The organism is Cupriavidus gilardii, from assembly GCF_017598945.1.
In the GTDB taxonomy this organism is placed as follows: domain Bacteria; phylum Pseudomonadota; class Gammaproteobacteria; order Burkholderiales; family Burkholderiaceae; genus Cupriavidus; species Cupriavidus gilardii_E.
This window is the reverse complement of sequence record NZ_JAGFTW010000030.1, coordinates 129,563-151,201: the sequence shown is the minus strand read 5'-3', so window position 1 is coordinate 151,201 and position 21,639 is coordinate 129,563. Positions and strand designations below refer to the sequence as shown.

Annotated in this window: 16 protein-coding genes; 11 read left to right on the top strand and 5 right to left on the bottom strand. The window is 61.4% G+C overall.

What is annotated here, in order from left to right:
* Positions 1-42: 42 nt before the first annotated feature.
* Complete coding sequence (gene tsaD / locus J5T34_RS11050; RefSeq protein ID WP_208579774.1) at positions 43-1,077, bottom strand: tRNA (adenosine(37)-N6)-threonylcarbamoyltransferase complex transferase subunit TsaD; 1,035 nt, start codon at positions 1,075-1,077, stop codon at positions 43-45.
* 206 nt (positions 1,078-1,283) lie between these two features.
* On the opposite strand from tsaD, the gene J5T34_RS11045 reads away from it, so the two are divergent.
* The 8 genes from J5T34_RS11045 (at position 1,284) to J5T34_RS11010 (ending at position 12,582) form a co-directional block, all read left to right on the top strand.
* Positions 1,284-2,537: an NAD(P)/FAD-dependent oxidoreductase gene (locus tag J5T34_RS11045; RefSeq protein WP_208579773.1), complete on the top strand. Its 1,254-nt coding sequence runs from the start codon at positions 1,284-1,286 to the stop codon at positions 2,535-2,537.
* A 70-nt stretch (positions 2,538-2,607) separates the two neighbouring features.
* Entirely contained in the window at positions 2,608-2,820 is a 213-nt protein-coding gene (gene rpsU, locus J5T34_RS11040; RefSeq protein ID WP_006576196.1) for a 30S ribosomal protein S21, read from the top strand.
* Between the two features lie 152 nt (positions 2,821-2,972).
* Positions 2,973-3,422 carry a GatB/YqeY domain-containing protein gene (locus J5T34_RS11035; protein ID WP_208579772.1) on the top strand — a complete coding sequence of 150 codons (450 nt, stop codon included), beginning with the start codon at positions 2,973-2,975 and terminating at the stop codon, positions 3,420-3,422.
* Positions 3,423-3,610: 188 nt separating this feature from the next.
* Complete coding sequence (gene dnaG, locus J5T34_RS11030) at positions 3,611-5,422, top strand: DNA primase (RefSeq protein WP_208579771.1); 1,812 nt, start codon at positions 3,611-3,613, stop codon at positions 5,420-5,422.
* Positions 5,423-5,637: 215 nt separating this feature from the next.
* Positions 5,638-8,217: an RNA polymerase sigma factor RpoD gene (rpoD, locus tag J5T34_RS11025; RefSeq protein ID WP_208579770.1), complete on the top strand. Its 2,580-nt coding sequence runs from the start codon at positions 5,638-5,640 to the stop codon at positions 8,215-8,217.
* 766 nt (positions 8,218-8,983) lie between these two features.
* Positions 8,984-10,960: an ATP-binding protein gene (locus J5T34_RS11020; RefSeq protein ID WP_244258824.1), complete on the top strand. Its 1,977-nt coding sequence runs from the start codon at positions 8,984-8,986 to the stop codon at positions 10,958-10,960.
* Positions 10,957-11,706, top strand: coding sequence for a hypothetical protein (locus tag J5T34_RS11015; RefSeq protein ID WP_208579769.1), 750 nt, complete (start codon positions 10,957-10,959; stop codon positions 11,704-11,706). The genes J5T34_RS11020 and J5T34_RS11015 overlap by 4 nt, the downstream gene beginning before the upstream one ends.
* A gap of 54 nt (positions 11,707-11,760) precedes the next feature.
* Positions 11,761-12,582: a hypothetical protein gene (locus J5T34_RS11010; RefSeq protein WP_208579768.1), complete on the top strand. Its 822-nt coding sequence runs from the start codon at positions 11,761-11,763 to the stop codon at positions 12,580-12,582.
* Between the two features lie 68 nt (positions 12,583-12,650).
* Here J5T34_RS11010 and J5T34_RS11005 read toward each other — a convergent pair whose 3' ends face one another.
* Positions 12,651-13,787: a DUF3800 domain-containing protein gene (locus J5T34_RS11005; protein WP_208579767.1), complete on the bottom strand. Its 1,137-nt coding sequence runs from the start codon at positions 13,785-13,787 to the stop codon at positions 12,651-12,653.
* 1,154 nt (positions 13,788-14,941) lie between these two features.
* Between J5T34_RS11005 and J5T34_RS11000 the strand changes: the two genes are divergently transcribed.
* From J5T34_RS11000 to J5T34_RS10985, 3 genes are all read left to right on the top strand, one after another.
* Entirely contained in the window at positions 14,942-15,154 is a 213-nt protein-coding gene (locus tag J5T34_RS11000) for a KTSC domain-containing protein (protein ID WP_208579766.1), read from the top strand.
* 29 nt (positions 15,155-15,183) lie between these two features.
* Positions 15,184-15,960: a CPBP family intramembrane glutamic endopeptidase gene (locus J5T34_RS10995; protein ID WP_208579765.1), complete on the top strand. Its 777-nt coding sequence runs from the start codon at positions 15,184-15,186 to the stop codon at positions 15,958-15,960.
* Positions 15,961-16,025: 65 nt separating this feature from the next.
* A complete protein-coding gene (locus J5T34_RS10985) occupies positions 16,026-18,602 on the top strand; it encodes a DNA polymerase II (protein ID WP_244258822.1) in 2,577 nt (858 codons plus the stop codon).
* Positions 18,603-18,626: 24 nt separating this feature from the next.
* Here J5T34_RS10985 and J5T34_RS10980 read toward each other — a convergent pair whose 3' ends face one another.
* The 3 genes from J5T34_RS10980 to J5T34_RS10970 all read right to left on the bottom strand — a co-directional run bounded on the left by J5T34_RS10980 (position 18,627) and on the right by J5T34_RS10970 (position 21,473).
* Positions 18,627-19,313, bottom strand: coding sequence for a hydrolase (locus J5T34_RS10980; protein ID WP_208579764.1), 687 nt, complete (start codon positions 19,311-19,313; stop codon positions 18,627-18,629).
* A 159-nt stretch (positions 19,314-19,472) separates the two neighbouring features.
* A complete protein-coding gene (locus J5T34_RS10975) occupies positions 19,473-20,438 on the bottom strand; it encodes a LysR family transcriptional regulator (protein ID WP_208579763.1) in 966 nt (321 codons plus the stop codon).
* A 249-nt stretch (positions 20,439-20,687) separates the two neighbouring features.
* Positions 20,688-21,473, bottom strand: coding sequence for an IclR family transcriptional regulator domain-containing protein (locus tag J5T34_RS10970; protein WP_208579762.1), 786 nt, complete (start codon positions 21,471-21,473; stop codon positions 20,688-20,690).
* Between the last annotated feature and the right edge of the window lie 166 nt (positions 21,474-21,639).

The following is a 21,639-nucleotide window of genomic DNA, read 5'->3' as shown; positions in this document are numbered from 1 at the left end:
GGGTGGCGTTTTTGTTGATGCGGCGCGCGGCTCAGGCGTCCGTCATTGCGCCGCCGGCAGCCGCAGATCGGCCAGATCCCAGCGTGGCGTGACGCCGTAGCCGTACTCGCGCTGCGCCAGCTGCGGCGCCGCCTGCAGCCGCATCGCACCGGCGAAGGCGATCATCGCGCCGTTGTCGGTACAGAAGGCGAGATCGGGATAGAACACCTGTGCGCGCCGCTTGGCCGCGAGCTCGTCGAGCCGCTCGCGCAATTGGCGGTTGGCGCCCACGCCGCCGGCCACCACCAGCCGCTTGTGGCCGGTCGCCTTCAGCGCGGCCATCGACTTGGCGGCCAGCACGTCGACGATCGCGTCGACGAAGCCGCGCGCGAGGTTGGCGCGGTCCTGCTCGCAGATGTTGCCGAGCTTGCGGGCCTGCGTCAGCACCGCGGTCTTCAGGCCCGCGAACGAAAAATCCAGATTGCCCGAATGCAGCATCGGCCGCGGCAGCTCGTAGACGCCCGGCAGGCCGAACTCCGCCAACCGCGACACTTCGGGCCCACCGGGGTAGCCCAGGCCCAGCAGCTTGGCGGTCTTGTCGAAGGCTTCCCCGGCGGCATCGTCCAGCGTCTCGCCGAGCAGCGCGTAGTCGCCGATGCCGCGTACTTCCATCAGTTGCGTGTGGCCGCCCGATACCAGCAGCGCGACAAAGGGGAAGGCGGGCGGATTGGGCGTCAGCAGCGGCGACAGCAGATGGCCTTCGAGATGATGGACGCCCAGCATCGGCACATCGAGGGCGAAGCCCAGTGCGTTGGCCACCGAGGCGCCGACCAGCAGCGCGCCGGCCAGACCCGGACCCTGCGTGAAGGCGATCGCGTCGATGTCGCCGCGCTTGCGCCCGGCCTCGTCCAGCACCTGCTGCAGCAGCGGCAGCACGCGGCGGATATGGTCGCGCGAGGCCAGCTCCGGCACCACGCCGCCGTAGTCGCGATGCATCGCGATCTGCGAATGCAGCGCGTGCGCGAGCAGGCCGGCCTCGGAGTCGTAGAGGGCCAGGCCGGTTTCGTCACAGGAGGATTCGATGCCGAGAACGAGCATGGTGGGGTGCGGAACGTAGAGCCAAGGGCCGGGGGCCAAGGGCCGCGGGGCAAAGCCTGCGAGGGTAGCACAGCAGGCCGTGGCCCGCTTTTCGCTACAATTGCCGATTCTCCAGCGGGACAGTCATGCCACAGTCGCACCCAGCAGCCCAGCCATCGGCGCGCCCATTATCGCCCGAGCAGTCGCGTCGGCGGTCGTCCTCGTCCGTGGGCGGACGTTACGACGTCGCCGTGCTCGGCGCCGGGGCGGCCGGCATGATGTGCGCCGCGGTGGCGGGGCAGCAGGGTGCCCGCGTGGTGCTGATCGACCACGCCACGCGGCTTGCCGAGAAGATCCGCATCTCCGGCGGCGGGCGCTGCAATTTCACCAATCTGCATGCCGGTCCCGCCAATTACCTGTCCGACAACCCGCATTTCTGCCGCTCGGCGCTGGCACGCTATACGCCGCAGGACTTCCTCGCACTGATGCGCCGCCACGGCATCGACTGGCACGAGAAGCATCGTGGCCAGCTGTTCTGCAATGACAGCGCCGAGCAGGTCATCGAGATGCTCCGCGCCGAATGCGGCGCCGGGCAGGTGCATTGGCGCACCGGCTGCACGGTGGCCGAGATCCGGCGCGAAGGCGACGATTTTCTGCTGCTGACGCCCGACGGGCCGGTCGGGGCCGGCGCGCTCGTCGTCGCCACCGGCGGCCTGTCGATCCCGAAGATCGGCGCCACCGATTTCGGCTACCGGATCGCGCGCCAGTTCGGCCTGCCGATCGTCGAAACGCGGCCGGCGCTGGTGCCGCTGACGTTCGATGGCGCCGCCTGGCAGCCGTTCGCGCCGCTGGCCGGGCTGTCGAAGGAAGTCGATATCGCCACCGGCAAGGGCAAGGAGGCCGGCGCCTTCCGCGAGGATCTGCTGTGGACGCACCGCGGGCTGTCCGGCCCGGCGGTGCTGCAGATATCCAGCTACTGGCGTCCGGGCACACCCATCACCATCGACCTGTTCGAGGGCGAGGACGCCGCGGCCTGGCTGCTCGAGGCCAAGAACGGCACCCGCAAGCATCTGGGCAATCTGTTGGCCGCGCGGATGCCGGCGCGGCTGGCCGAAGCCTGGTGCAAAGCCGCGGGACTCGATGCCGCCAGGCTGCCGCACGATCTGCCGGACAAGGCGCTGCGCAAGCTGGGCGAGGCGCTGAACCGTTGGCAACTGGTGCCGTCCGGCACCGAGGGCTACCGCAAGGCCGAGGTGACCCGGGGTGGCGTCGATACCCGCGCGCTGTCTTCGAGCACGATGATGGCGCGTTCGGTGCCGAATCTGTACTTCATCGGTGAGGTGGTCGATGTCACCGGCTGGCTCGGTGGCTACAATTTCCAGTGGGCCTGGGCGTCCGGCGTCGCCGCCGGCAAGGCTGTTGCGGAGAACGCACGGACCGCCGCCCAGGCGGCCGGCAATGGGGTCGCAGCATCGCCGTAAACGCGCACGCTTGACGGATTCCGTGCTAGACTCCAAGTCTTCGTAAAACCGCTAACTCCTTTTTTGGCACATGACCACGATTCGCCTCAAAGAAAACGAGCCGTTTGAAGTTGCGATGCGACGCTTCAAGCGCACCATCGAAAAGAACGGTTTGATTACTGAACTGCGGGCGCGCGAGTTTTATGAAAAGCCGACGGCAGAGCGGAAGCGCAAGAAGGCAGCGGCGGTGAAGCGCCACTACAAGCGCATTCGCAGCCAGATGCTGCCGAAGAAGCTGTACTGATCGACCAGTCGATCGGCTGATCGCCTTTCCGCGTCAGCATCCCGACCCGCTGTGGGCCTTGCTCCGGCGGGTTTTTGTGTTGGTGCTGCGCTTCCCTGTCCGTCCTCGCTCGTCGCGGCTTTGTGCTGACGAGTTCACCTGGAAAGATTGCCATGTCCCTCAAGCAACGAATCAGCGATGACATGAAGGCCGCCATGCGGGCGCGCGAGTCGGAGCGGCTCGGCACGATCCGGCTGCTGCTGGCCGCGATCAAGCAGCGCGAGGTCGACGAGCGGACGGAACTGGACGACGCGGCCGTGCTGGCCGTGGTCGAGAAGCTGATCAAGCAGCGCAAGGATTCGATTTCCCAGTTCCAGCAAGCGGGCCGCACCGATCTGGTGGACAAGGAGAGCGCCGAAGTCGAGGTGCTGCAGGTCTACATGCCGGCCGCGCTGTCCGAGGCGGAAGTGGCCGCCGAAGTCGCCAAGGCGGTCGCCGAGAGCGGCGCCGCCGGTCCGCAGGACATGGGCAAGGTGATGGCGCTGCTGAAAGGCCGGCTGGCAGGCCGCGCCGATATGAGCGCCGTGTCCGGCCAGGTCAGGGCCGCCTTGACCGGCAAATAGCGCGCCGCACCCGTGCGATCGCGTGCCGCAGCACAGCATAGTGGCAATATAGTCACAAATTTCTGGCAAGCTGCGATCGGCGCACTACAATAATTTCACTCTTTGCCGGGTGCAGCACCGCCCGGCTTGCATTTCTACAAGGGTCGCCCGAACTTCGCGGCGGCCCCGTCGTCAGGACGGCCAACCGGGTGATTCCGCAATCCTTCATTCAGGACCTGCTGAACCGCGTCGATATCGTCGATGTGGTGGGCAAGTATGTCCAGCTGAAGAAGGGAGGCGCGAACTTCATGGGGCTGTGCCCCTTCCATAACGAGAAGTCACCATCGTTCACAGTGTCGCCGGCCAAGCAGTTCTACCATTGCTTCGGCTGCGGCGCGCATGGGTCGGCCATCGGCTTCCTGATGGAGTATTCCGGCCAGAGCTATCCCGACGCGGTGCGCGAACTGGCGCAATCGGTCGGTCTGTCGGTGCCCGAGGAGCGCGACCGGTTGCCGCCGGCGCAGCGTGCCGAACAGCAGGCCAAGTCGCTGGCGCTGTCCGAGGCGATGACTAGGGCCAGCGAGTTTTACCGCCGGCAACTGCGTGGGGCGCCGACGGCGATCCAGTACCTGAAGGGACGCGGATTGACGGGCGAGATCGCGGCGCAGTTCGGCCTGGGCTATGCGCCGGACGACTGGCAAGGGCTGGAATCGGTATTCGGCAGCTATCGCGACGACGCCATCGCGGGGCCGCTGATCGAGGCGGGCCTGCTGATCGAGAGCGAAAAACGCGACGCCGACGGCAAGCCGCGCCGCTACGACCGCTTCCGCGATCGCATCATGTTCCCGATCCGCAATACCAAGGGGCAGGTGATCGGTTTCGGCGGCCGCGTGATGGGGCAGGGCGAGCCCAAGTATCTGAATTCGCCCGAAACGCCGCTGTTCAGCAAGGGTACCGAGCTGTACGGGCTGTTCGAGGCGCGGCATGCGATCCGGGAAACCGGCTACGTGCTGGTGGTCGAAGGCTATATGGATGTGGTGGCGCTGGCTCAACTCGGATTCGCCAACGCGGTGGCCACGCTGGGCACGGCCTGTACCCCCGTGCATGTGCAGAAGCTGCTGCGCCAGACCGACGCGGTGGTGTTCTCGTTCGACGGCGACGCCGCCGGGCGCCGTGCCGCGCGCCGTGCGCTCGAGGCGTGCCTGCCCTACGTCGCCGACAACAAGACCATCCGCTTTCTGTTCCTGCCCGCCGAGCACGATCCCGACAGCTATGTCCGCGAGGAGGGCACCGACGCCTTCGCCGCGCAGGTGCGCGATGCGATGCCGCTGTCGCGCTTCCTGTTGCAATGCGTGACCGAAGAGCAGGATCTGCGGCAGCCGGAGGGACGGGCGCGCGCGCAGTACGAGGCCAAGCCGCTGCTCAAGGCGATGCCGGCCGGCGGCCTGCGCCTGCAGATCGTGCGCGAGCTGGCCGAGGCCACCGATACCACGCCGGCCGAGATCGAGGCGGTGTGCGGCCTGGGCAGCGACGCCGCCCGGGTCGGCCGCTTTGCCCAGCCGCGAGCGCGTGCGCGGCGGCAGGCACCGGCCGGGCTGGAGCAGCGCGTGCTGCAACTGCTGATGCGGTATCCGGCGCTGTCGGCCCGGCTGGACGACGACGCCCGTGCGCTGCTGCTCGATGCCGAGTCCGGCGGCTCCGAGGTGCTGTCCCATCTGGTGGCCAGTTGCGACGCGCTGGAGGGCGAGGTCAATTTCGCCGCCTTCAGCGAGCAGCTGGCGCAGTCGCCGTTTGCCGACGTCTATGCCAATGTGCGCGCCGGCGTGCTGCGCGAGGACATCGACGAGGAGCCGGCGACGCTGGAATTCGATGCGGCGATCGCCAAGCTGCTGATCGAGCCGCTGCAGCGCGAGTTGGCGCAGCTGCAGTCGGCGCTGGAGAACGGCACGGCGGACGAGGCGGGCAAGACGCGCATGCGCTGGCTGATCGCGGAGATCCATCGGCGCAAGCGTCTTGGTTGAAAAACGGAATCTGGCCGCCATACCGAAGACAGGCACGCGGCCAGGTGACAGAAGGGCAGCAAAACAGGGAAAAGTCCGTGGGTTTTGGGCTTAAGCCTTGATTTTTCAGGTGAAAACCTCACCTGTCGGGAAGGCCGGCTAGTGGCGACGTGCTACAATAGCCGGTTTGGATTGCGAAATCTTTCTCTCCAGTTCTGGTGAAAGTGAGCGTGCCAATGGCAAAGGCCAAAGCAACCGAAAAGGTTTCCACTAAGGCTCCCCGTTCCGGGAGCGGCAAGGCGTCGACACAAGCGACCGCGGCGGAAAAGCCCGCCACGCGATCTGCGACGCAAGCCAGGTCTGCGCCAGCCAAGTCCGCGCGTCCCGCCAAGGCGGCCGCAACGACGACACCCACCAGAACCCGCGCATCCGAGAAACAGCCCTCGACTTCGGCACGCGAGAGCGGCAAGAACGCCAATGCAAGCGCGAGCGCAAGCGCGCATACGGCAACAGCGGGCGGCAAACGTGCCGCGTCCGAACCTGTTAAAGGCAAGAGTATCCCCGTGGCGAAACAGCAGAACACCGAAGTCGAGAGCAAGCGAACGGCAGCCGCCGGCGCCAAGACCGCCAGCGCCAAGTCCGGCGCCACCGCGGCGGCGTCCAAGGCGCGCGCCGCCACCTCCGCACCCGTAGCATCCCAGCAGCCCGTTGCAGCCGTCGCGCCGGAGCCCAAGAAGCGCGGCCGCAAGCCCAAGGCCGAGATGCTGCAAGATGAAAGCCATACTGACGACGTGAACGACGAGCTTTACGAAGACGACACGCGTGCCGCCGCGCCGGCGGCCGCCCCGAAGACCGAGAAGCAGAAGGCCAAGGACCGCAAGGCCAAGGAAAAGGCGCTGCTCAAGGAGTTCGCCTCGGCCCAGCAGGGCACCGAGGAAGAGCTCGAAGCGCGCCGCCAGAAGCTCAAGGCACTGATCAAGCTGGGCAAGTCGCGCGGCTACCTGACCTATGCCGAGATCAACGATCACCTGCCGGACGACATGGTCGATTCGGAGACGATCGACACCCTGGTCGCGACGCTGAACGACATCGGCATCGCCGTCTACGAGCAGGCGCCCGACGCCGAGACGCTGCTGCTCAACGACAATGCCCCGTCCGCCACCAGCGAGGAAGAAGCCGAGGAAGAGGCCGAAGCCGCGCTGTCGACGGTCGACTCGGAGTTCGGCCGCACCACGGACCCGGTGCGCATGTACATGCGCGAGATGGGTACCGTCGAGCTGCTGACCCGCGAAGGCGAAATCGAGATCGCCAAGCGGATCGAGGCCGGCCTGAAGGACATGGTGATGGCGATCTCGGCCTGCCCGGTCACGATCTCCGAAATCCTGGCGCACGCCGAGCGCGTCGCCAATGACGAGATCAAGATCGACGAATTCGTCGACGGCCTGATCGATCCGAACGCCGAAGAGGCAGTCGAGGAAGTCGGCGTGACGCCGGCTGCGGCGGCCGCCTCCGACGACGAGGAACTCGAATCGGACGACGAGGAAGCCGACGAGGAAGAGGATGACGACGCCGCCGGCGCCGGCGCCTCGGCACGCCAGTTGGAAGAACTGAAGGTTGCCGCGCTGGAAAAATTCCGCGTGATCGCCGACCAGTTCGACAAGATGCGCCGTGCGTTCGAGAAGGAGGGCTACAAGTCCAAGCCTTACATCAAGGCGCAGGAAGCCATCCAGAACGAACTGATGGGCATCCGCTTCACCGCCCGCAACGTCGAGCGTCTGTGCGACACGCTGCGCGGCCAGGTCGACGAAGTGCGCAAGCTCGAACGCGCAATCCTGAACATCGTGGTCGACAAGTGCGGCATGCCGCGCGCCGATTTCGTGGCCCGCTTCCCGGGCAACGAGACCAATCTGGACTGGATCCATACGGTCGTCGCCGACAACAAGCCGTACAGCCCGATCGTCGAGCGTAACGTGCCGGCCGTGCACGAGCTGCAGCAGAAGCTGATCGACCTGCAGGCCCGCGTGGTGCTGCCGCTGAAGGAGCTCAAGGAAGTCAACCGCAAGATGTCCGAGGGCGAGAAGCGCGCCCGCGAGGCCAAGCGCGAGATGACCGAGGCCAACCTGCGTCTGGTGATTTCGATCGCCAAGAAGTACACCAACCGCGGTCTGCAGTTCCTGGATCTGATCCAGGAGGGCAACATCGGCCTGATGAAGGCGGTGGACAAGTTCGAATACCGTCGCGGCTACAAGTTCTCGACCTACGCGACCTGGTGGATCCGTCAGGCCATCACGCGTTCGATCGCCGATCAGGCGCGCACCATCCGTATCCCGGTGCACATGATCGAAACGATCAACAAGATGAACCGCATCTCGCGCCAGATCCTGCAGGAAACCGGCAACGAGCCGGATCCGGCGACGCTGGCCGAGAAGATGGAGATGCCCGAGGACAAGATCCGCAAGATCATGAAGATCGCGAAGGAGCCGATCTCGATGGAAACGCCGATCGGCGACGACGACGATTCCCATCTGGGCGACTTCATCGAAGACACGAACACGCTGGCGCCGGCCGAGGCCGCGCTGCATGGCTCGATGCGCGACGTGGTCAAGGACGTGCTGGACTCGCTGACGCCGCGCGAAGCCAAGGTGCTGCGCATGCGCTTCGGCATCGAAATGAGCACCGACCACACGCTGGAAGAGGTCGGCAAGCAGTTCGACGTCACCCGTGAACGGATCCGTCAGATCGAGGCCAAGGCACTGCGCAAGCTGCGCCACCCGAGCCGCTCCGACAAGCTCAAGAGCTTCCTGGAAGGCAGCTGAACGCTTCCGGGCCTCTAGCTCATGCCTGGTTAGAGCAGCGGACTCATAATCGGTGAGTACGAAAAATAAGGGAGTTTTCTGGCATCCGAATTGCTGTGCTCACGTAGGCTACAAGAAGTCCCTCTTTAAGCAGGGGCCAATTGCGGTAAAATAACCAGTTTTTGGGCCTCTAGCTCATGCTTGGTTAGAGCAGCGGACTTAGCAAGTGCCGTCCTACAGCTTGCAAGAGTACGGACCGCACGGAATGGGTTGCCTTGGGGTAAGTTGGCTCTGCCCCTTGGTAGAACTGCTCAAATTCGGGGAAACCTCTGCTGCTCTAGCAGCGTGGCAATCCCGAGCGAAGCTCTCTTCGAGAGAACGTGTAGAGACTGTACGGGCAGGTCGTAAAGACAAGAGACAGTCCAGACCACAAACCCGAAAGGGGTGGCGAAAGCCATAGCTGGTAAGCATAATCCGTTGGTGCCGGGTTCGACTCCCGGGGGGCCCACCAAATACCTTTAGAAAGCTCCTTCGGGAGCTTTTTTTTACGCCCGTTATGTCTGGTGGTTTTAAATGCTAGATCCATGAAAGAGCTAGGCTATGATTGTGAGTATCGACATGCTCGCCCTTCTGTTACGGGTGAAACGTATCGGCCTAAGGGCATGGAAGGGTTTGATGGTATAGCCTACTCGCCTAGGATTCGAGATCAAGATAGGAAAAAAGCTGGCGTAGCTTAAAGACTGGAACAAAAACGCTGGCGAAAAATAAAAATCTCTCTGGAGGGGTGATGTCCGATTCGTCAAACAATGCAAGATTGCAGCAGGAAGACCTCTTCTATGAAGATCGCTTTCTTGAAAGCTGGGCAGGTGCAATTATCACCAATCCCAGCACGGCCATTGTCGAACTCGTTGCCAACTCTTGGGATGCCTATGCCACTGAGGTCAAAATAAGCTGGCCCGATCCGAAGAGCAACAAGCAGTTCTCCATCTCGGACAATGGCAAGGGCATGACGAAGGCCGAGTTCGATTACATCTGGCGTGCGATGTCCTATGACCGCATCGCCAAGGGTGGTGCCACAACTGTGCCGCCACCAGGCGTAGAAGGCCTTCCTCGCTTCGTCTTCGGCAAGAATGGCAAGGGCCGATTTGCCAGCTTTTGCCTTACGAAGAACTACCAGATCACCTCGATAAAAGACGGCCAGAAGTTCGTTTACAAAGTCAGCAGGACACCCAACAAACCGCTGATCACTGAACTCGTGGAGTTCGTTGAGAAGGATGTGGAGGGGCATGGAACGACCATCACCGGTGAAGGTGAAATCCGTCAGGTCAACCTCTCCGTGGAGCAGGCTAGAGAGCTTCTGGGTGGGCGGTTCCTCGCCAATCCTTCCTTCAAGGTCATCCTGAATGGGGCGCCGATTTCGTTTGCCGATATCAGCAAGTCATCCCTATCCATTGTCGACGTTGATGTGCCAGGCTATGGCACGGTGAAGATCTACCACATTGATACCCGTAAGGCCGATAAGACCACCAAACAGCATGGGATCGCGTGGTGGGTGACGAATCGCGCAGTGGGTGACTGCAAGTGGCGCGGGACAGATGTGGAGCGCATTCTTGATGGCCGAACCGAGAAGGCCAAGCGTTTTACCTTCATTGTTCAGGCTGATTTTTTGAACAAGGAAAATGCGGTCAAGGAGGATTGGTCCGGTTTCCAGGACAACAACGAGGCATGGCTGAAGACCAGGTCAATCGTTCAAGACAAGATCAAGGAGATCATTTCCAACACGAGCTATGCCGAACGCGAAGGGAAGCGGATCGCAGTTCTGGAACGTGTTGGCGAGTCGGTCAATCTTCTTCCGCTACTGAGCAGGGAGCGAGTTACCACCTTCGTCAATGAGGTTGTGGATACATGCCCGAACTTTGGTGAGCAGGAAGTCGTTCAGCTCACCTCCATCCTGGCGAAGCTGGAGAAGAGCAAATCGCAGTATGGCTTGCTGGAGATCTTGCACAACCAAGCTCCGAACGACTTGGACGCCCTTCATGAAGTGCTGAGCCAATGGACCATTGGCATGGCGAAGGTGGTGCTCGACGAGATCCAAGGGCGCTTGAAGGTCATCAACGAACTGCGGATCAAGATTCAGGTGGCAGGCATTGACGAGGTCAAGGAACTTCAACCTCTGTTTGCCAAGGGTCTTTGGATGTTTGGCGACAAGTTTGAATCAATTCACTTCACGTCCAACAAAGGGATGACGACGGTCATCCGTGAGCTATTTGATGGCAAGGCGGAGAAGGCTTCGCTGAACCGTCCTGACTTTGTCATTCGTGGTGACGCTAGCACAGGCTTCTATTCCCTTCCGTCTTACAACGAAGATCACGAAGAGGTTGGCGTCGGCCACCTTGTAATCGTTGATCTGAAAACCACCAAGCTCTCGCTCGGCTCCAAGGAAAAGGAGCAGATTTGGAAGTATGTGAAGGAGCTGAAGAAGAAGGGCTACATTCAGCCTGAGACACGGGTAGATGGCTTCGTTCTTGGTGACCAGATTGAAAGTGGGGAAGGTGGGACCCGCACCGAAGACAATGACAAGGTCAAAATTCAGCCCTTGCTCTATAGCATCATTCTGAGCAGAGCCGAACAACGATTGCTCAAGCTCTATGAACAGGTAAGGGAAGCACCGTTTCTTCTGGAGCAACAGGAAGAGCTAAATAAGTTCGTTGAACCTGTCGCTGTCACACAACTGTCGCTTGCCGAGACGGCGGGTGCGAAATGAACCAGAACGTCAATTGGATCGCCGCGTATAACTACCTGTTTGCATCTCTCAACAGCGAGAACAAGGAGCTCTATGTTGGGGGCTCAACGTTTTGCCGTATGGTTCAGCAGGTCGATCCCGGTTCGCCCAGCTATCAACAATTGCTTGCTTTGAGGCAAAGCCAGGGCAAGTCCAACTCTCGCAAAGATTTTTACTGGGATCTGATCCAAGGGCTTTCTGAGCCTCAACGCTTCCGACTTTACCGTGTGTTTGTAGATCACATTGAGCCGCATGACAAGACTGCGGCCGAAACGATCAGGGACATTGTGTTTGGTGGTAGTCGAGCGGTACCTACAACGTTTGTACCTTTGGACTTGTGGAACTCTGAGAAGCTGAACAATAGCCTCAAGGAAATTGATCACGCCATTGATGCTCACCAGTATAACAGGGCAACAACGCTGAGCTACACCTGCCTTGAAGGACTCTACAAGACGTATGTTCGCAAGCACGTTCCAGAACAGGCAGGGCTGTCCGACCTGATGCCCTTGTGCAAGGCTGTAAAGGACGACATCAGCAGGAAATTACAGGCGCAGGGGCCGTTTCCCGTCGAGATCGTCAATGCCATGCCGACCTTGACCAATGCAATTGCGAACTCAAGGAATGGCTTCAGCGAGTCTCACTTTGCCGACGACTCACAACGATGGCTTGCTCTTTTTGCTCGTGATCTGACCAACTCTATTGGTCGCCTCATGCTCCATTTCATGTGAGGCATTAATCGAAATAAGCGTCGAGTCTATTGATGCGGCATAAAAAGGAAAAACATGAGTAATGACTCCGCTACAACTCGTTGGTGGGAGAACTATCTTGTTCGTTACTTTCTGCCATCCCTTGCGGGAATGGTCATTGTGAGATGGTTGGGTATCAATGTCAAAGATTCTATCGGTAACTATATCCCAACTTTCTTGCTGACAGATTGGAATGATTTTGGAACCGCTCATCTCCTTATCTGGCTCTTGTTTGGCTCACTCTATTGCTACATTGCTTCCTACCCCATCCTTGTTTTCCATTCTACGCGAGTCTTGGATTTCGTGGATAGAAAGGGGACAATGGGGAATCATTGGTTGAACCCGTATGGTCATTCAATCATATTTGCCGTGCTTGCCTACATCTCTGCATGGAAAGATATGCTGTGGCTGGCCGTTGGTGCTGTAGTGATATTTTCTGCCGTCCAGCTTGTTCGGCTTTATGAGGTTTACGCTCGACAGGAATTATTTGGGTTTAATCAGGGCTATGAGGCGAGCATTGCTTACGCTTACCTAAACCGGTTATCAAAAAGGCGGGGTGTTAAGGCGGAGAAGAGTGCGTGGGAGGATGATGAGGGGAATAGTGGTGAAGTAACAAATTCAAGGCTTGTCGATTTGGCTGAGTCATATAAACACCTGAGAGAGCATGGCAATACGGCATTTATATTCCTGCTGGAACTGGCTCTTTGTCCAATCTTCTTTATTGCACTGAAACACCAGAAGGGTGTGGTGGATTTTGGATATGTTGCTATCCTGGTTCTGATATGGATAGTACCGGCAGTGCTAGTTCATCTTCTTGGTCAGCACTTGGAGAGGCGGTATTCTCTTTTTCATCACTGATTGCTGGTTGATCGAGCAAAAAGGCCCTACTTCAATCAGGGTGCCTTTTATGCTTATCAAGGATTGGGCTAGTATCCGTGAACTCCAAAGAGTTGTTGGGCCATGTTGTGCGGTGCAACCATGTTGATGCCAATGCCATTGATTCTGTCGCTATGGCTTCGCAATAGATCCATTGCTTGATCGAGGATCGAAAGTCTCTTTTTTTGTAGATGAGTCCAATACCAACGCATGGCTAAGCCTGCAACGATGTCAGCGAGCTGTATCCCTGTGCTTTCTGGCGAGGCTTTGAAAAATAAGCTGGCAGATTGAGTGATGTTGTAATCTGAGAACGGTGGCTTGTAGCCGAATTTATCCATTTCGATGCCTTCGATTTGCATTTTCGCAAACGCAATGATTTCATCGAAATGAGCTTGCTCATCATGGAATATCTTGCAGCCAGTCAGGTTTCCTGAAAGGCGAAGATTAATTCTGGCATAGATGTTGGTAAATGACGAAAAATTCGGAAGGAGCCAAACATCTTGCCCCCGTTTGCCAGAATCAGGGACAGGCAAAAATCGCTCGTAGGCTTTTTCGCCTTCTTGTTCGATCATCAAGAGGAAATCATCCTTGCTTTCTTCTACCTGCGAGGCGATTTCCTGTGCCATCTCATGATCGTGCGTGCTGACGCAGTCCTTCAATAGATCGAAGAACTCATTGGTCTTGTCATTGGATGGGTTATCCAAGCATCGAACAAACCTGAAAAATATCTCATCAGGAATATTGTGATAAACATAATCTGCAAAGATATTCTTGAGCCATACCGTTTGTTGGGATTCTTCGGTGTTGAAGTATGGCGGCCAGATAAAGCCATTTGTGATGCTGACTGCTAACAGATACTTCTTATCGACAATTTCTATGAAAAATGGGAAGCCATTTTTGGCCACAAGCTCAGTAGCTTCAAGGGCAAAATTTGGCTTTTTCTTTATAACCTTGCTTAGTTTGATTTCGTCGGCTTGGACGTTGTGCTTCCTTTTCAGCGAATTTAGCTCTTCCGTAAGTTTTTTCTCATCAGAAATCCCTACAGCGGCCAGGCAAAAAACTGGTTGTCCCCCAAAGCTAAGATCGGCTTTTGTTTTGCTGAGATCTCCGGTGTTTCCGCTCTCATCAATATAGAATTCATATCGTCCATGCCTTCTGCCATTTAAGGTCAAGCTTCTCAATTCCATAAACTTTGGCTCCATTAGCCTTCTCTGCCTCGCGCACCATCCTCAATTTCCAATGGTGAGTGTAACGGCTTCCTTGATTTCACTATCCTACACAATGGCGATGATGTCTCAGGGGCACATAGAATCGTCTTTGTGCTCTGCAGGCCAAAAATAAACCTGTAAATTTTCTCGGGTGATGCAATCATCTTGGTTGCTTGCCTTGGGTATTGCGTGACCTATTGACAAAAAGATAAATTTTATTATCTATTTGATGTCAATGGCGGGAATATTAAAAATCACTATGAAATGAAGCGAAGCGGAAAACTTGATCTCAATCTTTGGTTGATATCTACTGCTGGATTTTCCCCGGTGCTCTTGATTGCTAGCCATGCCACAACATGCCAGGATCCCACGGCTCGATGGTTTTGCGCCAGGCTTTCGTGCCACTGATATTTCGCTGGTATGTCGGTTTTTTAGACCGCATTTTCATTGTCATAGAACGCCACGGACTCCCCTCTCATGAGTTGGTGAGAAGCCCCCTTGTTGTGTCGATGAAGAGACGGTCGCTCTTAAGATAGCAGCTTCTATCAATCTCTCGTGCCCTCACTTGCCGGACTGGCTGTTCGTCAGGGAGGTATGCCGTTGGCAAGCCTCCGGGGCGGTCTGCTGTTGGGGCAAAAATTGCTCTGGGAGAACGAGGTGCTGGCATCGCCCCTCTCATTCACAGCAAGATGGTTGGTACCACAAGCTTTGCCCGGGCTACGGCGGATAAATAATGGCCTTGAGCAAATGACTTCGGTGTACGAACTCCCGAACACGCGTTCGTCCTCGGTGGTGAGAAAACAAGTCTCACGTATAGCTGGCGGGCCTTAGCGGGGTGCGGCGCGAGAGAGCGAAGGGCTATGGACAGAGGACCTTTGCTGAGAGCTGTGGACTCTTTGTTGTCTGGTCACGCAAGGCTACTCCTAGGCTACATAAAAGCGTTATCTCAAAAAACAGCAACTTGATGCTCATAAGTGGTTGATTTTTAAGGGGCCAAAATTTCGACCAGCAACCTCATAATCCGTTGGTGCCGTGTTCGACTCACGGAAGGCCCACCACTGTAGTAAAAAGGGGTTACGTGCGAACGTAACCCCTTTTTGTTTGCGCTTCAGGCCTGGACGAGGACCCCAGCCATGCATCTCGAACCCGTCGAATCGTCCGTCGTGGCCGCGATCGGCTACGACTACCACGGGCGCAAGCTCTTCGTCGAATTCGTCAGCGGCAATCTCTATCGCTACTTCGACGTCCCGGCCAGCGTCCATCGAGATTTCATGGATGCCTCGTCGAAAGGCGAGTTTTTGAACGACTACATCCTCGGCGCCTACGAGTACGAGCAGATCCGTTAGCAGCGCCGTTGGCAGATTCCAAAACAACAATGCAGACGCAAGCCATCGACACCAAGCCAATTCCCGCGCGCAGTCAGACCCGCCGCCTCTTCCTGCTGACCTTGTGTGCCGGCCTGCTCGGCGTGGCCGCCATGGCATGGCTCGGCGTGCCCGTGCTGCTGCAGCACCAACGCCTTCCCGTGGCGATGTGGGCCGTCGCGCTGGCCAGCGGCGTGCAGAGCGCGTTGTTGCTGGCGCTGGCGGCCTTCGCCGGTGCGGCGCTCGCCGGCAAGGTCGGGCTGCGGGCGCCCGCGATCGCGGCGCTGGCGTCGGGCCGGACACCGTGGCGCGCGCTGCTTCCGCAGTGCTTGCCGGGCCTGGTCGGCGGCGTGCTTGCTGGCGTGCTGCTGTGGGGTTTGATCGCGACGGCGCCCCAAGCCGCGGCGCCCGTCCACAGCGCCTCGCTGCCGCTGGCCGTGCGGCTGCTCTACGGCGGCGTGACCGAGGAAGTGCTGGTGCGCTGGGGCTTGATGAGCCTGCTGGTGTGGGCGCTGTGGCGCGTCGTGCAGCGGCGCCTGGGTACCCCGGCCACGTGGTTGGTGTGGGTGGCGATCGCGCTCAGTGCGCTGGTGTTCGGGCTCGCGCATCTGCCCGCCGCGGTAGGGCTCGCCGGACCGCTCGCTTGGCCGGTGGTGCTGCACCTGACCGGGGCCAACGCGGCGTTCGGCGTGATCGCGGGCTTCCTGTTCTGGCGCTACGGCCTCGAGGCGGCCATCATCGCCCATGTGGTGGCGCATCTGACGCTGGCGGCGATCGTCGGCAGGTAAGCGGCCCATGGCCGGCGAAGCCCCATGGTAGACTCGCCGCCGACCTGCGGCCGTACGGGCTGGAGATGCCCAGATCCTCGATTCTTCCCCAACACCCCACCGTGGCCCCGCCGCAGCACGGCTTCATCCTGACCCGCCACTGGCACGACACGCCCGCTGGCACCGAGATCGAAATCTGGTTGGCCACCGATGACGGTCCGCGGCGCCTGCGTCTGCCGCCGCAGCCGTGCGTCGCCTTTGTTCCCGAAGAGCAGCAACCGCGCGTCGAGGCGCTGCTGCGCGGCGAGCCGCAGGTCGAGGTGAAGCCGCTGACGTTGAGGGACTTTCGGCAGCGCCCGGTCATCGGTGTCTACTGCCGCCAGTACCGGCAACTGCTGCGCATCGAGAAGACGTTGCGGCAGGCCGGCATCGACGTCTACGAGGCCGACATCCGTCCGCCGGAGCGCTATCTGATGGAGCGCTTCATCACGGCGCCGGTGCAGTTTTCCGGCCGGCCGGACGCGGATGGCGCGCTGGTCGACGTGCAGATCAAGCCGGCGGCCAGCTATCGTCCGCGGCTGCGCTGCGTGTCGCTCGATATCGAGACCAGCATGCAGGGCGATCTGTATTCGATTGCGCTCGAGGGCTGCGGCGATCGCACGGTGTTGATGCTTGGCCCGCCGACGGGCAGCGATGCGCAGGACGAGCGCAGCGATGCCTGGGCTTCGACACCACCCCCTCTCCCCAACCCTCTCCCCCTGAGGGGGAGAGGGAGCGAACAAAGCGCACAAAGCGATCAAAGCGAACAAAGCGAACCCGTCCTCTCCCCTCTCCCGCTTGCGGGAGAGGGGCAGGGGAGAGGGAAAGGGCGCTCGCCCAGTCACCGCCTCGAATACTGCGACACCCCCGCCGACATGCTGCACAGGCTGATCGCCTGGTTCGACCGCCACGATCCCGATGCGATCATCGGCTGGAACCTCGTGCAGTTCGATCTGCGCGTGCTGCGCCAGCATGCCGAGCGGCTAAAGGTGCCGCTGCGCCTGGGCCGCGGTGGCACGCCGCTCGAATGGCGGCAGCACGGCACGCGCGAGCACCATTACTTCGCCGCGCTGCCCGGCCGGCTGATCATCGACGGCATCGAGGCGATGCGATCGGCGACCTGGAGCTTCGCCTCGTTCAGCCTGGAATTCGTCGCGCGCTCGCTGCTCGGCGAGGGCAAGGACATCGACGATCCGTACGACCGGATGGATGCGATCGACCGCATGTTCGCCACCGACAAGGCGGCGCTGGCGCGCTACAACCTGAAGGACTGCGAGCTGGTCACGCGGATCTTCCAGAAGGCGGAGCTGCTGCAGTTTCTGCTGGACCGCGCCACCGTCACCGGCCTGGAGGCAGACCGCAGCGGCGGCTCGGTGGCCGCCTTCACGCATCTGTACATGCCGCGCATGCATCGGCTCGGCTACGTGGCGCCGAACCTGGGCGATCAGCCGGAGGAAGCGAGCCCCGGCGGCTTCGTGATGGACTCGCGCCCGGGGCTGTACGACTCCGTGCTGGTGCTCGACTACAAGAGCCTGTATCCGTCGATCATTCGCACGTTCCTGATCGATCCGGTCGGTTTGGTGGAAGGCATCCAGGCGAACGATCCGGCCGACACCGTACCCGGCTTCCGCGGTGCGCGGTTTTCACGCCACCGCCACGCCTTGCCTGCGATCGTCGCGGAGATCTGGCAGGGCCGCGATGCCGCCAAGCGCGATGGCAACAAGCCGCTGTCGCAGGCGCTGAAGATCATCATGAACGCGTTCTACGGCGTGCTGGGCTCGACCGGCTGCCGTTTCTTCGATGCGCGGCTGGCGTCGTCGATCACGATGCGCGGTCACGAGATCATGCGCAGGACGCGCGAGCTGGTCGAGGGGCGCGGATATACGGTGATCTACGGCGATACCGATTCGACCTTTGTCGCGTTGGGGCGCCGCCATGCCGACGAGGAGGCGGACCGCATCGGCCGCGAGCTGGTCTCGCACATCAACGGCTGGTGGCGCGAACACTTGCGCGCGGCATACGGGCTCGACAGCGCGCTGGAGATCCAGTACGAGACCCACTACCGCCGTTTCCTGATGCCGACCGTGCGCGGCGCCGAGGATGGCAGCAAGAAGCGCTACGCCGGGCTGGTGCGCGGCGCGGACGGCAGCGAGCAGATGGTGTTCAAGGGATTGGAGGCGGTGCGCACCGACTGGTCGCCGCTGGCACAGGCCTTCCAGCAGGAGCTGTATCGCCGCGTCTTTCAGGGCGAGCCGTATGCGGACTATGTTCGCGATTACGTCGCGAAGCTGCTGCGCGGCGAACTCGATGCGCTGCTGATCTATCGCAAGCGCTTGCGCCGGCAGCTGGACGACTACCAGCGCAATGTGCCGCCGCATGTGCGGGCGGCCCGCGTGGCCGACGACTTCAACCGCGAGCGCGGCCGGCCGCTGCAATACCGGCAGGGCGCGTGGATCCAGTACGTGATGACCACCGCGGGCCCCGAACCGCTGGAGGTGCGCCGGGCCCCGATCGACTACGACCACTATCTGACGCGGCAGCTGCAGCCGGTCGCCGACGCGATCCTGCCTTTCGTCGGCGACGCCTTCGACAACGTGGTCAGCCGGCAGCTCGGCTTGTTCTAGCCGCGGGCGCGACGCGGTTCCGCTTCAGTTTGCGGCCACCGGCGCGATCGACTCGTGCGGCGTGGCGGTGCGTTGCGCGGCCTTGTGGACCATCGTGTAGGCGTAGTCGATGCCCATGCCGTAGGCGCCGGAGTGTTCCTGCGCCAGGCCGATCACGGCGTCGTAGGTGTCGCGGCGTGCCCAGTCGCGCTGCCATTCCAGGGCGACCTGCTGCCAGGTCACCGGCACCACGCCGGCCTGGACCATGCGCTGCATCGCGTAGTCGTGCGCTTCCTTCGTGGTGCCGCCCGACGCGTCGGCCACCATGTAGATCTCGTAGTCGCCTTCGAGCATCGCGCTCAGCGCGAAGGTCGTGTTGCAGACCTCGGTCCACAGCCCGGCCACGACCACCTTCCTGCGGCCGTTGGCGGCCAGCGCGTCGCGCACCTTCTGGTCGTCCCACGAGTTCATCGAGGTGCGCTCGAGCGTCTTCTGGTTCGGGAACACGTCGAGCAGTTCGGGGTAGGTATAGCCCGAGAACGATTCGCTCTCGACCGTGGTGATGACGGTCGGAATGTCGAAGATCTTCGCGGCCTTGGCCAGGCCCACCACATTGTTCTTCATCAACTGCCGGTCCATCGATTGCACGCCGAAGGCCATCTGCGGCTGGTGGTCGATGATGATCAGCTGGCTGTTTTGCGGGGTCAGGACTTCGAGCTTCGGGTTCGACATGGCGGTTCCTTTGGTGAAATTGGTTGAATCCATCGCGGCGCGCTTCGTTGTGGTGGTGTGCTGCGATGGAGTGAACTATACGGACCGGGTGAGCCGCCAAGCTGACGTGTTTGCGAAATAGTTGTTCAGTAAATTTGAATTTGTGCCGACCCCGTGTTTTCAGGCTGCCGGCAGGTCGGTCTGGTCCGCCTCGTCGAGCGCCGCGACCCGCAGCGTCGCCCCCGGCCATTTGCCCTCGCGCACCAGCGTGCGCGCGACATCGGTCAGCACCACGCGCGCGGCCAGTGCGGCCGGCGACAGTTCGTCGTCGTTCAGGCTGACCAGCAGGTTCGGCCGGCTCGCGCGCTCGTCGAGCAGCGGCACGCTGGCGAGCTGGTCGCTATGGGTGCGGGCCAGCGCCGCGCCGGGCTGGATGGTCGCGCCCAGGCCCCCCTGCACCGCGTCCATCAGCACCGCCAGGCCATCGACCTCGGCGACGATGCGCGGCTGCGCCCTGGCATCGTGAAAGCAGCTCGTCACGAGCGCGCGCAGCCCGTGCGTGCCGCTTGGCAGCACCAGCGGCAGGCCGGCCAGCGACGCCATGGCGACGCCTTCGCCATCGGGCATGCCGGCGAGCGAGCGCACGCCGATCACGAACAGCCGTTCGTCGAGCAGCGGCTGCACGGTCCAGCGCTGCGCGGGTTCGTCGTTGAACAGCATCGCCAGATCGATCTGGCGCGCGTTCAGCATCGAGGCGAGATAGCCCGACAGGCTTTCGACCATGCGCAGCCGCACGTCGGGGTAGCGCTCGGCCATCGCGCGCATGAAGGGCAGGCCGAGCACGCTGGCCGTGGTCGGCGCCAGTCCCACGCTGACATGGCCGGACAGCCGCGCGTGCCGGGCCGCTTCGGCGGCATCGTCGATATGCCGCAGCGCCAGTTGCGCCTGGCGCCAGAAGGCCAGGCCGGCATCGGTGGGCACCACGCCGCTGGAGGTTCGCTGCAGCAGCCGCGTCGACAGCTCGCTCTCGAGGCGGCTGATCTGCTGGCTCAGGGCGGAGGTGACGACACCGAGCTCGAGCGCCGCCTTGCCCATGCTGCCGTGCTGCACCACCGTGACGAAGTAGCGCAGTTGTCTGAGTTCCATGGCTCCGTCCCTTGCCTGTTCTTGTCGTGTTCGAAGGCTGCATGGTAGCGGCATGGTAGCGGCATGCCGCCGGGCGCAGCATATCGGCGTCCACCCTACAGGCGGGTGATGTGCCGCCGCGCAACCTCAAGCAAGATAGCGGCCGTGGGCTCGAATGCATGTCGGCCCCGCTACCACTGACGCCCCGCAGCTCCCCGGCTTGCGGGGCTTTTTTCGCCCTGGAGTGCGGACGTGAACGGCGTGGCCGGGTCAGCGCGACCGCAACACCGCCTCGATCTCCGCGGCGGCTTCGCGCAGCGGCGACAGATAGCGCTCGATCAGCGTGCCGGCATTGCGGCTGCCGAGCACCATGCTGAAGCCCAGGCCCGCGACCACCTTGCCGGTCTGGTCGCGCAGCGGCACCGAGATGCCGGCGAAGCCGTCGACCAGCTCGCTGACCAGCACGCAATAGCCGTCCTCGCGCACCTTCGTCAGCGTGGCCTGCAGCGCCTCGCGCGAATCGACCGTGAACGGCGTCAGTTTTCGCAACGCCGCGCGCGCCAGGTAGTGCGCCAGCGCCTCGTCGTCCAGCCCGGCCAGCAACACGCGGCCCAGCGAATGCGCGTAGGCCGGCATGCGGCGGCCGATCGCCATGTCGACGCGCAGGATCTGGCGCGGCTCCTCGCGCGCGACCAGCACGACGGCGTCGTCGTCCAGCATGCCGATCGAACAGGTTTCGCCGCAGCGGGTCGCCAGCCCGCGCAGATGCGACTGGGCCAGCCGCGGCAGGCTCATCGACGCGAAATACGCGTAGCCGAGCTCCATCACGCGAGGCGTCAGCGAGAACTGCCGGCCGTTCTGCGCCAGGTAGCCGTTGTGCTGCAGCGTCAACAGCAGCCGGCGCGCCGCCGCCCGCGTGACATCGAGGCGGTCGGCCACGTCCTGCATGGTCAGACTCTCGACGCCGCTGGCGAACAGCCGCAGCAGCGCCAATCCCTTGTTCAGGGAGTCGAGCAACTCATCCTTTTTCTGCGTGGGCGCCTCGGCTTCGGGCATGGAGATCGTCCTCGATCGAGCGTTGAAGTGACGTGAAATATACGTCAGCAGAGCGTTGCGGCGATTTTAGTGCGGACTTCGGGCTTGCGCGACCCGGCGGGTCGTCCGTATGATACGGCGTTCCGCGAACAAATGTTCGCAACTCGCGAACCGCCGATTCGAAGCA

Coding starts and splice junctions, on each gene's coding strand:
- J5T34_RS11035 (WP_208579772.1), top strand. CDS start 2,973: ATGTCCCTCAAGCAACGAATCAGCGATGACATGAAGGCCGCCATGCGG.
- J5T34_RS11005 (WP_208579767.1), bottom strand. CDS start 13,787: ATGGAATTGAGAAGCTTGACCTTAAATGGCAGAAGGCATGGACGATAT.
- J5T34_RS11020 (WP_244258824.1), top strand. CDS start 8,984: ATGTCCGATTCGTCAAACAATGCAAGATTGCAGCAGGAAGACCTCTTC.
- rpsU (WP_006576196.1), top strand. CDS start 2,608: ATGACCACGATTCGCCTCAAAGAAAACGAGCCGTTTGAAGTTGCGATG.
- J5T34_RS11000 (WP_208579766.1), top strand. CDS start 14,942: ATGCATCTCGAACCCGTCGAATCGTCCGTCGTGGCCGCGATCGGCTAC.
- J5T34_RS10975 (WP_208579763.1), bottom strand. CDS start 20,438: ATGGAACTCAGACAACTGCGCTACTTCGTCACGGTGGTGCAGCACGGC.
- J5T34_RS11010 (WP_208579768.1), top strand. CDS start 11,761: ATGAGTAATGACTCCGCTACAACTCGTTGGTGGGAGAACTATCTTGTT.
- J5T34_RS10970 (WP_208579762.1), bottom strand. CDS start 21,473: ATGCCCGAAGCCGAGGCGCCCACGCAGAAAAAGGATGAGTTGCTCGAC.
- J5T34_RS10995 (WP_208579765.1), top strand. CDS start 15,184: ATGCAGACGCAAGCCATCGACACCAAGCCAATTCCCGCGCGCAGTCAG.
- tsaD (WP_208579774.1), bottom strand. CDS start 1,077: ATGCTCGTTCTCGGCATCGAATCCTCCTGTGACGAAACCGGCCTGGCC.
- J5T34_RS10980 (WP_208579764.1), bottom strand. CDS start 19,313: ATGTCGAACCCGAAGCTCGAAGTCCTGACCCCGCAAAACAGCCAGCTG.
- J5T34_RS10985 (WP_244258822.1), top strand. CDS start 16,026: ATGCCCAGATCCTCGATTCTTCCCCAACACCCCACCGTGGCCCCGCCG.
- rpoD (WP_208579770.1), top strand. CDS start 5,638: ATGGCAAAGGCCAAAGCAACCGAAAAGGTTTCCACTAAGGCTCCCCGT.
- J5T34_RS11015 (WP_208579769.1), top strand. CDS start 10,957: ATGAACCAGAACGTCAATTGGATCGCCGCGTATAACTACCTGTTTGCA.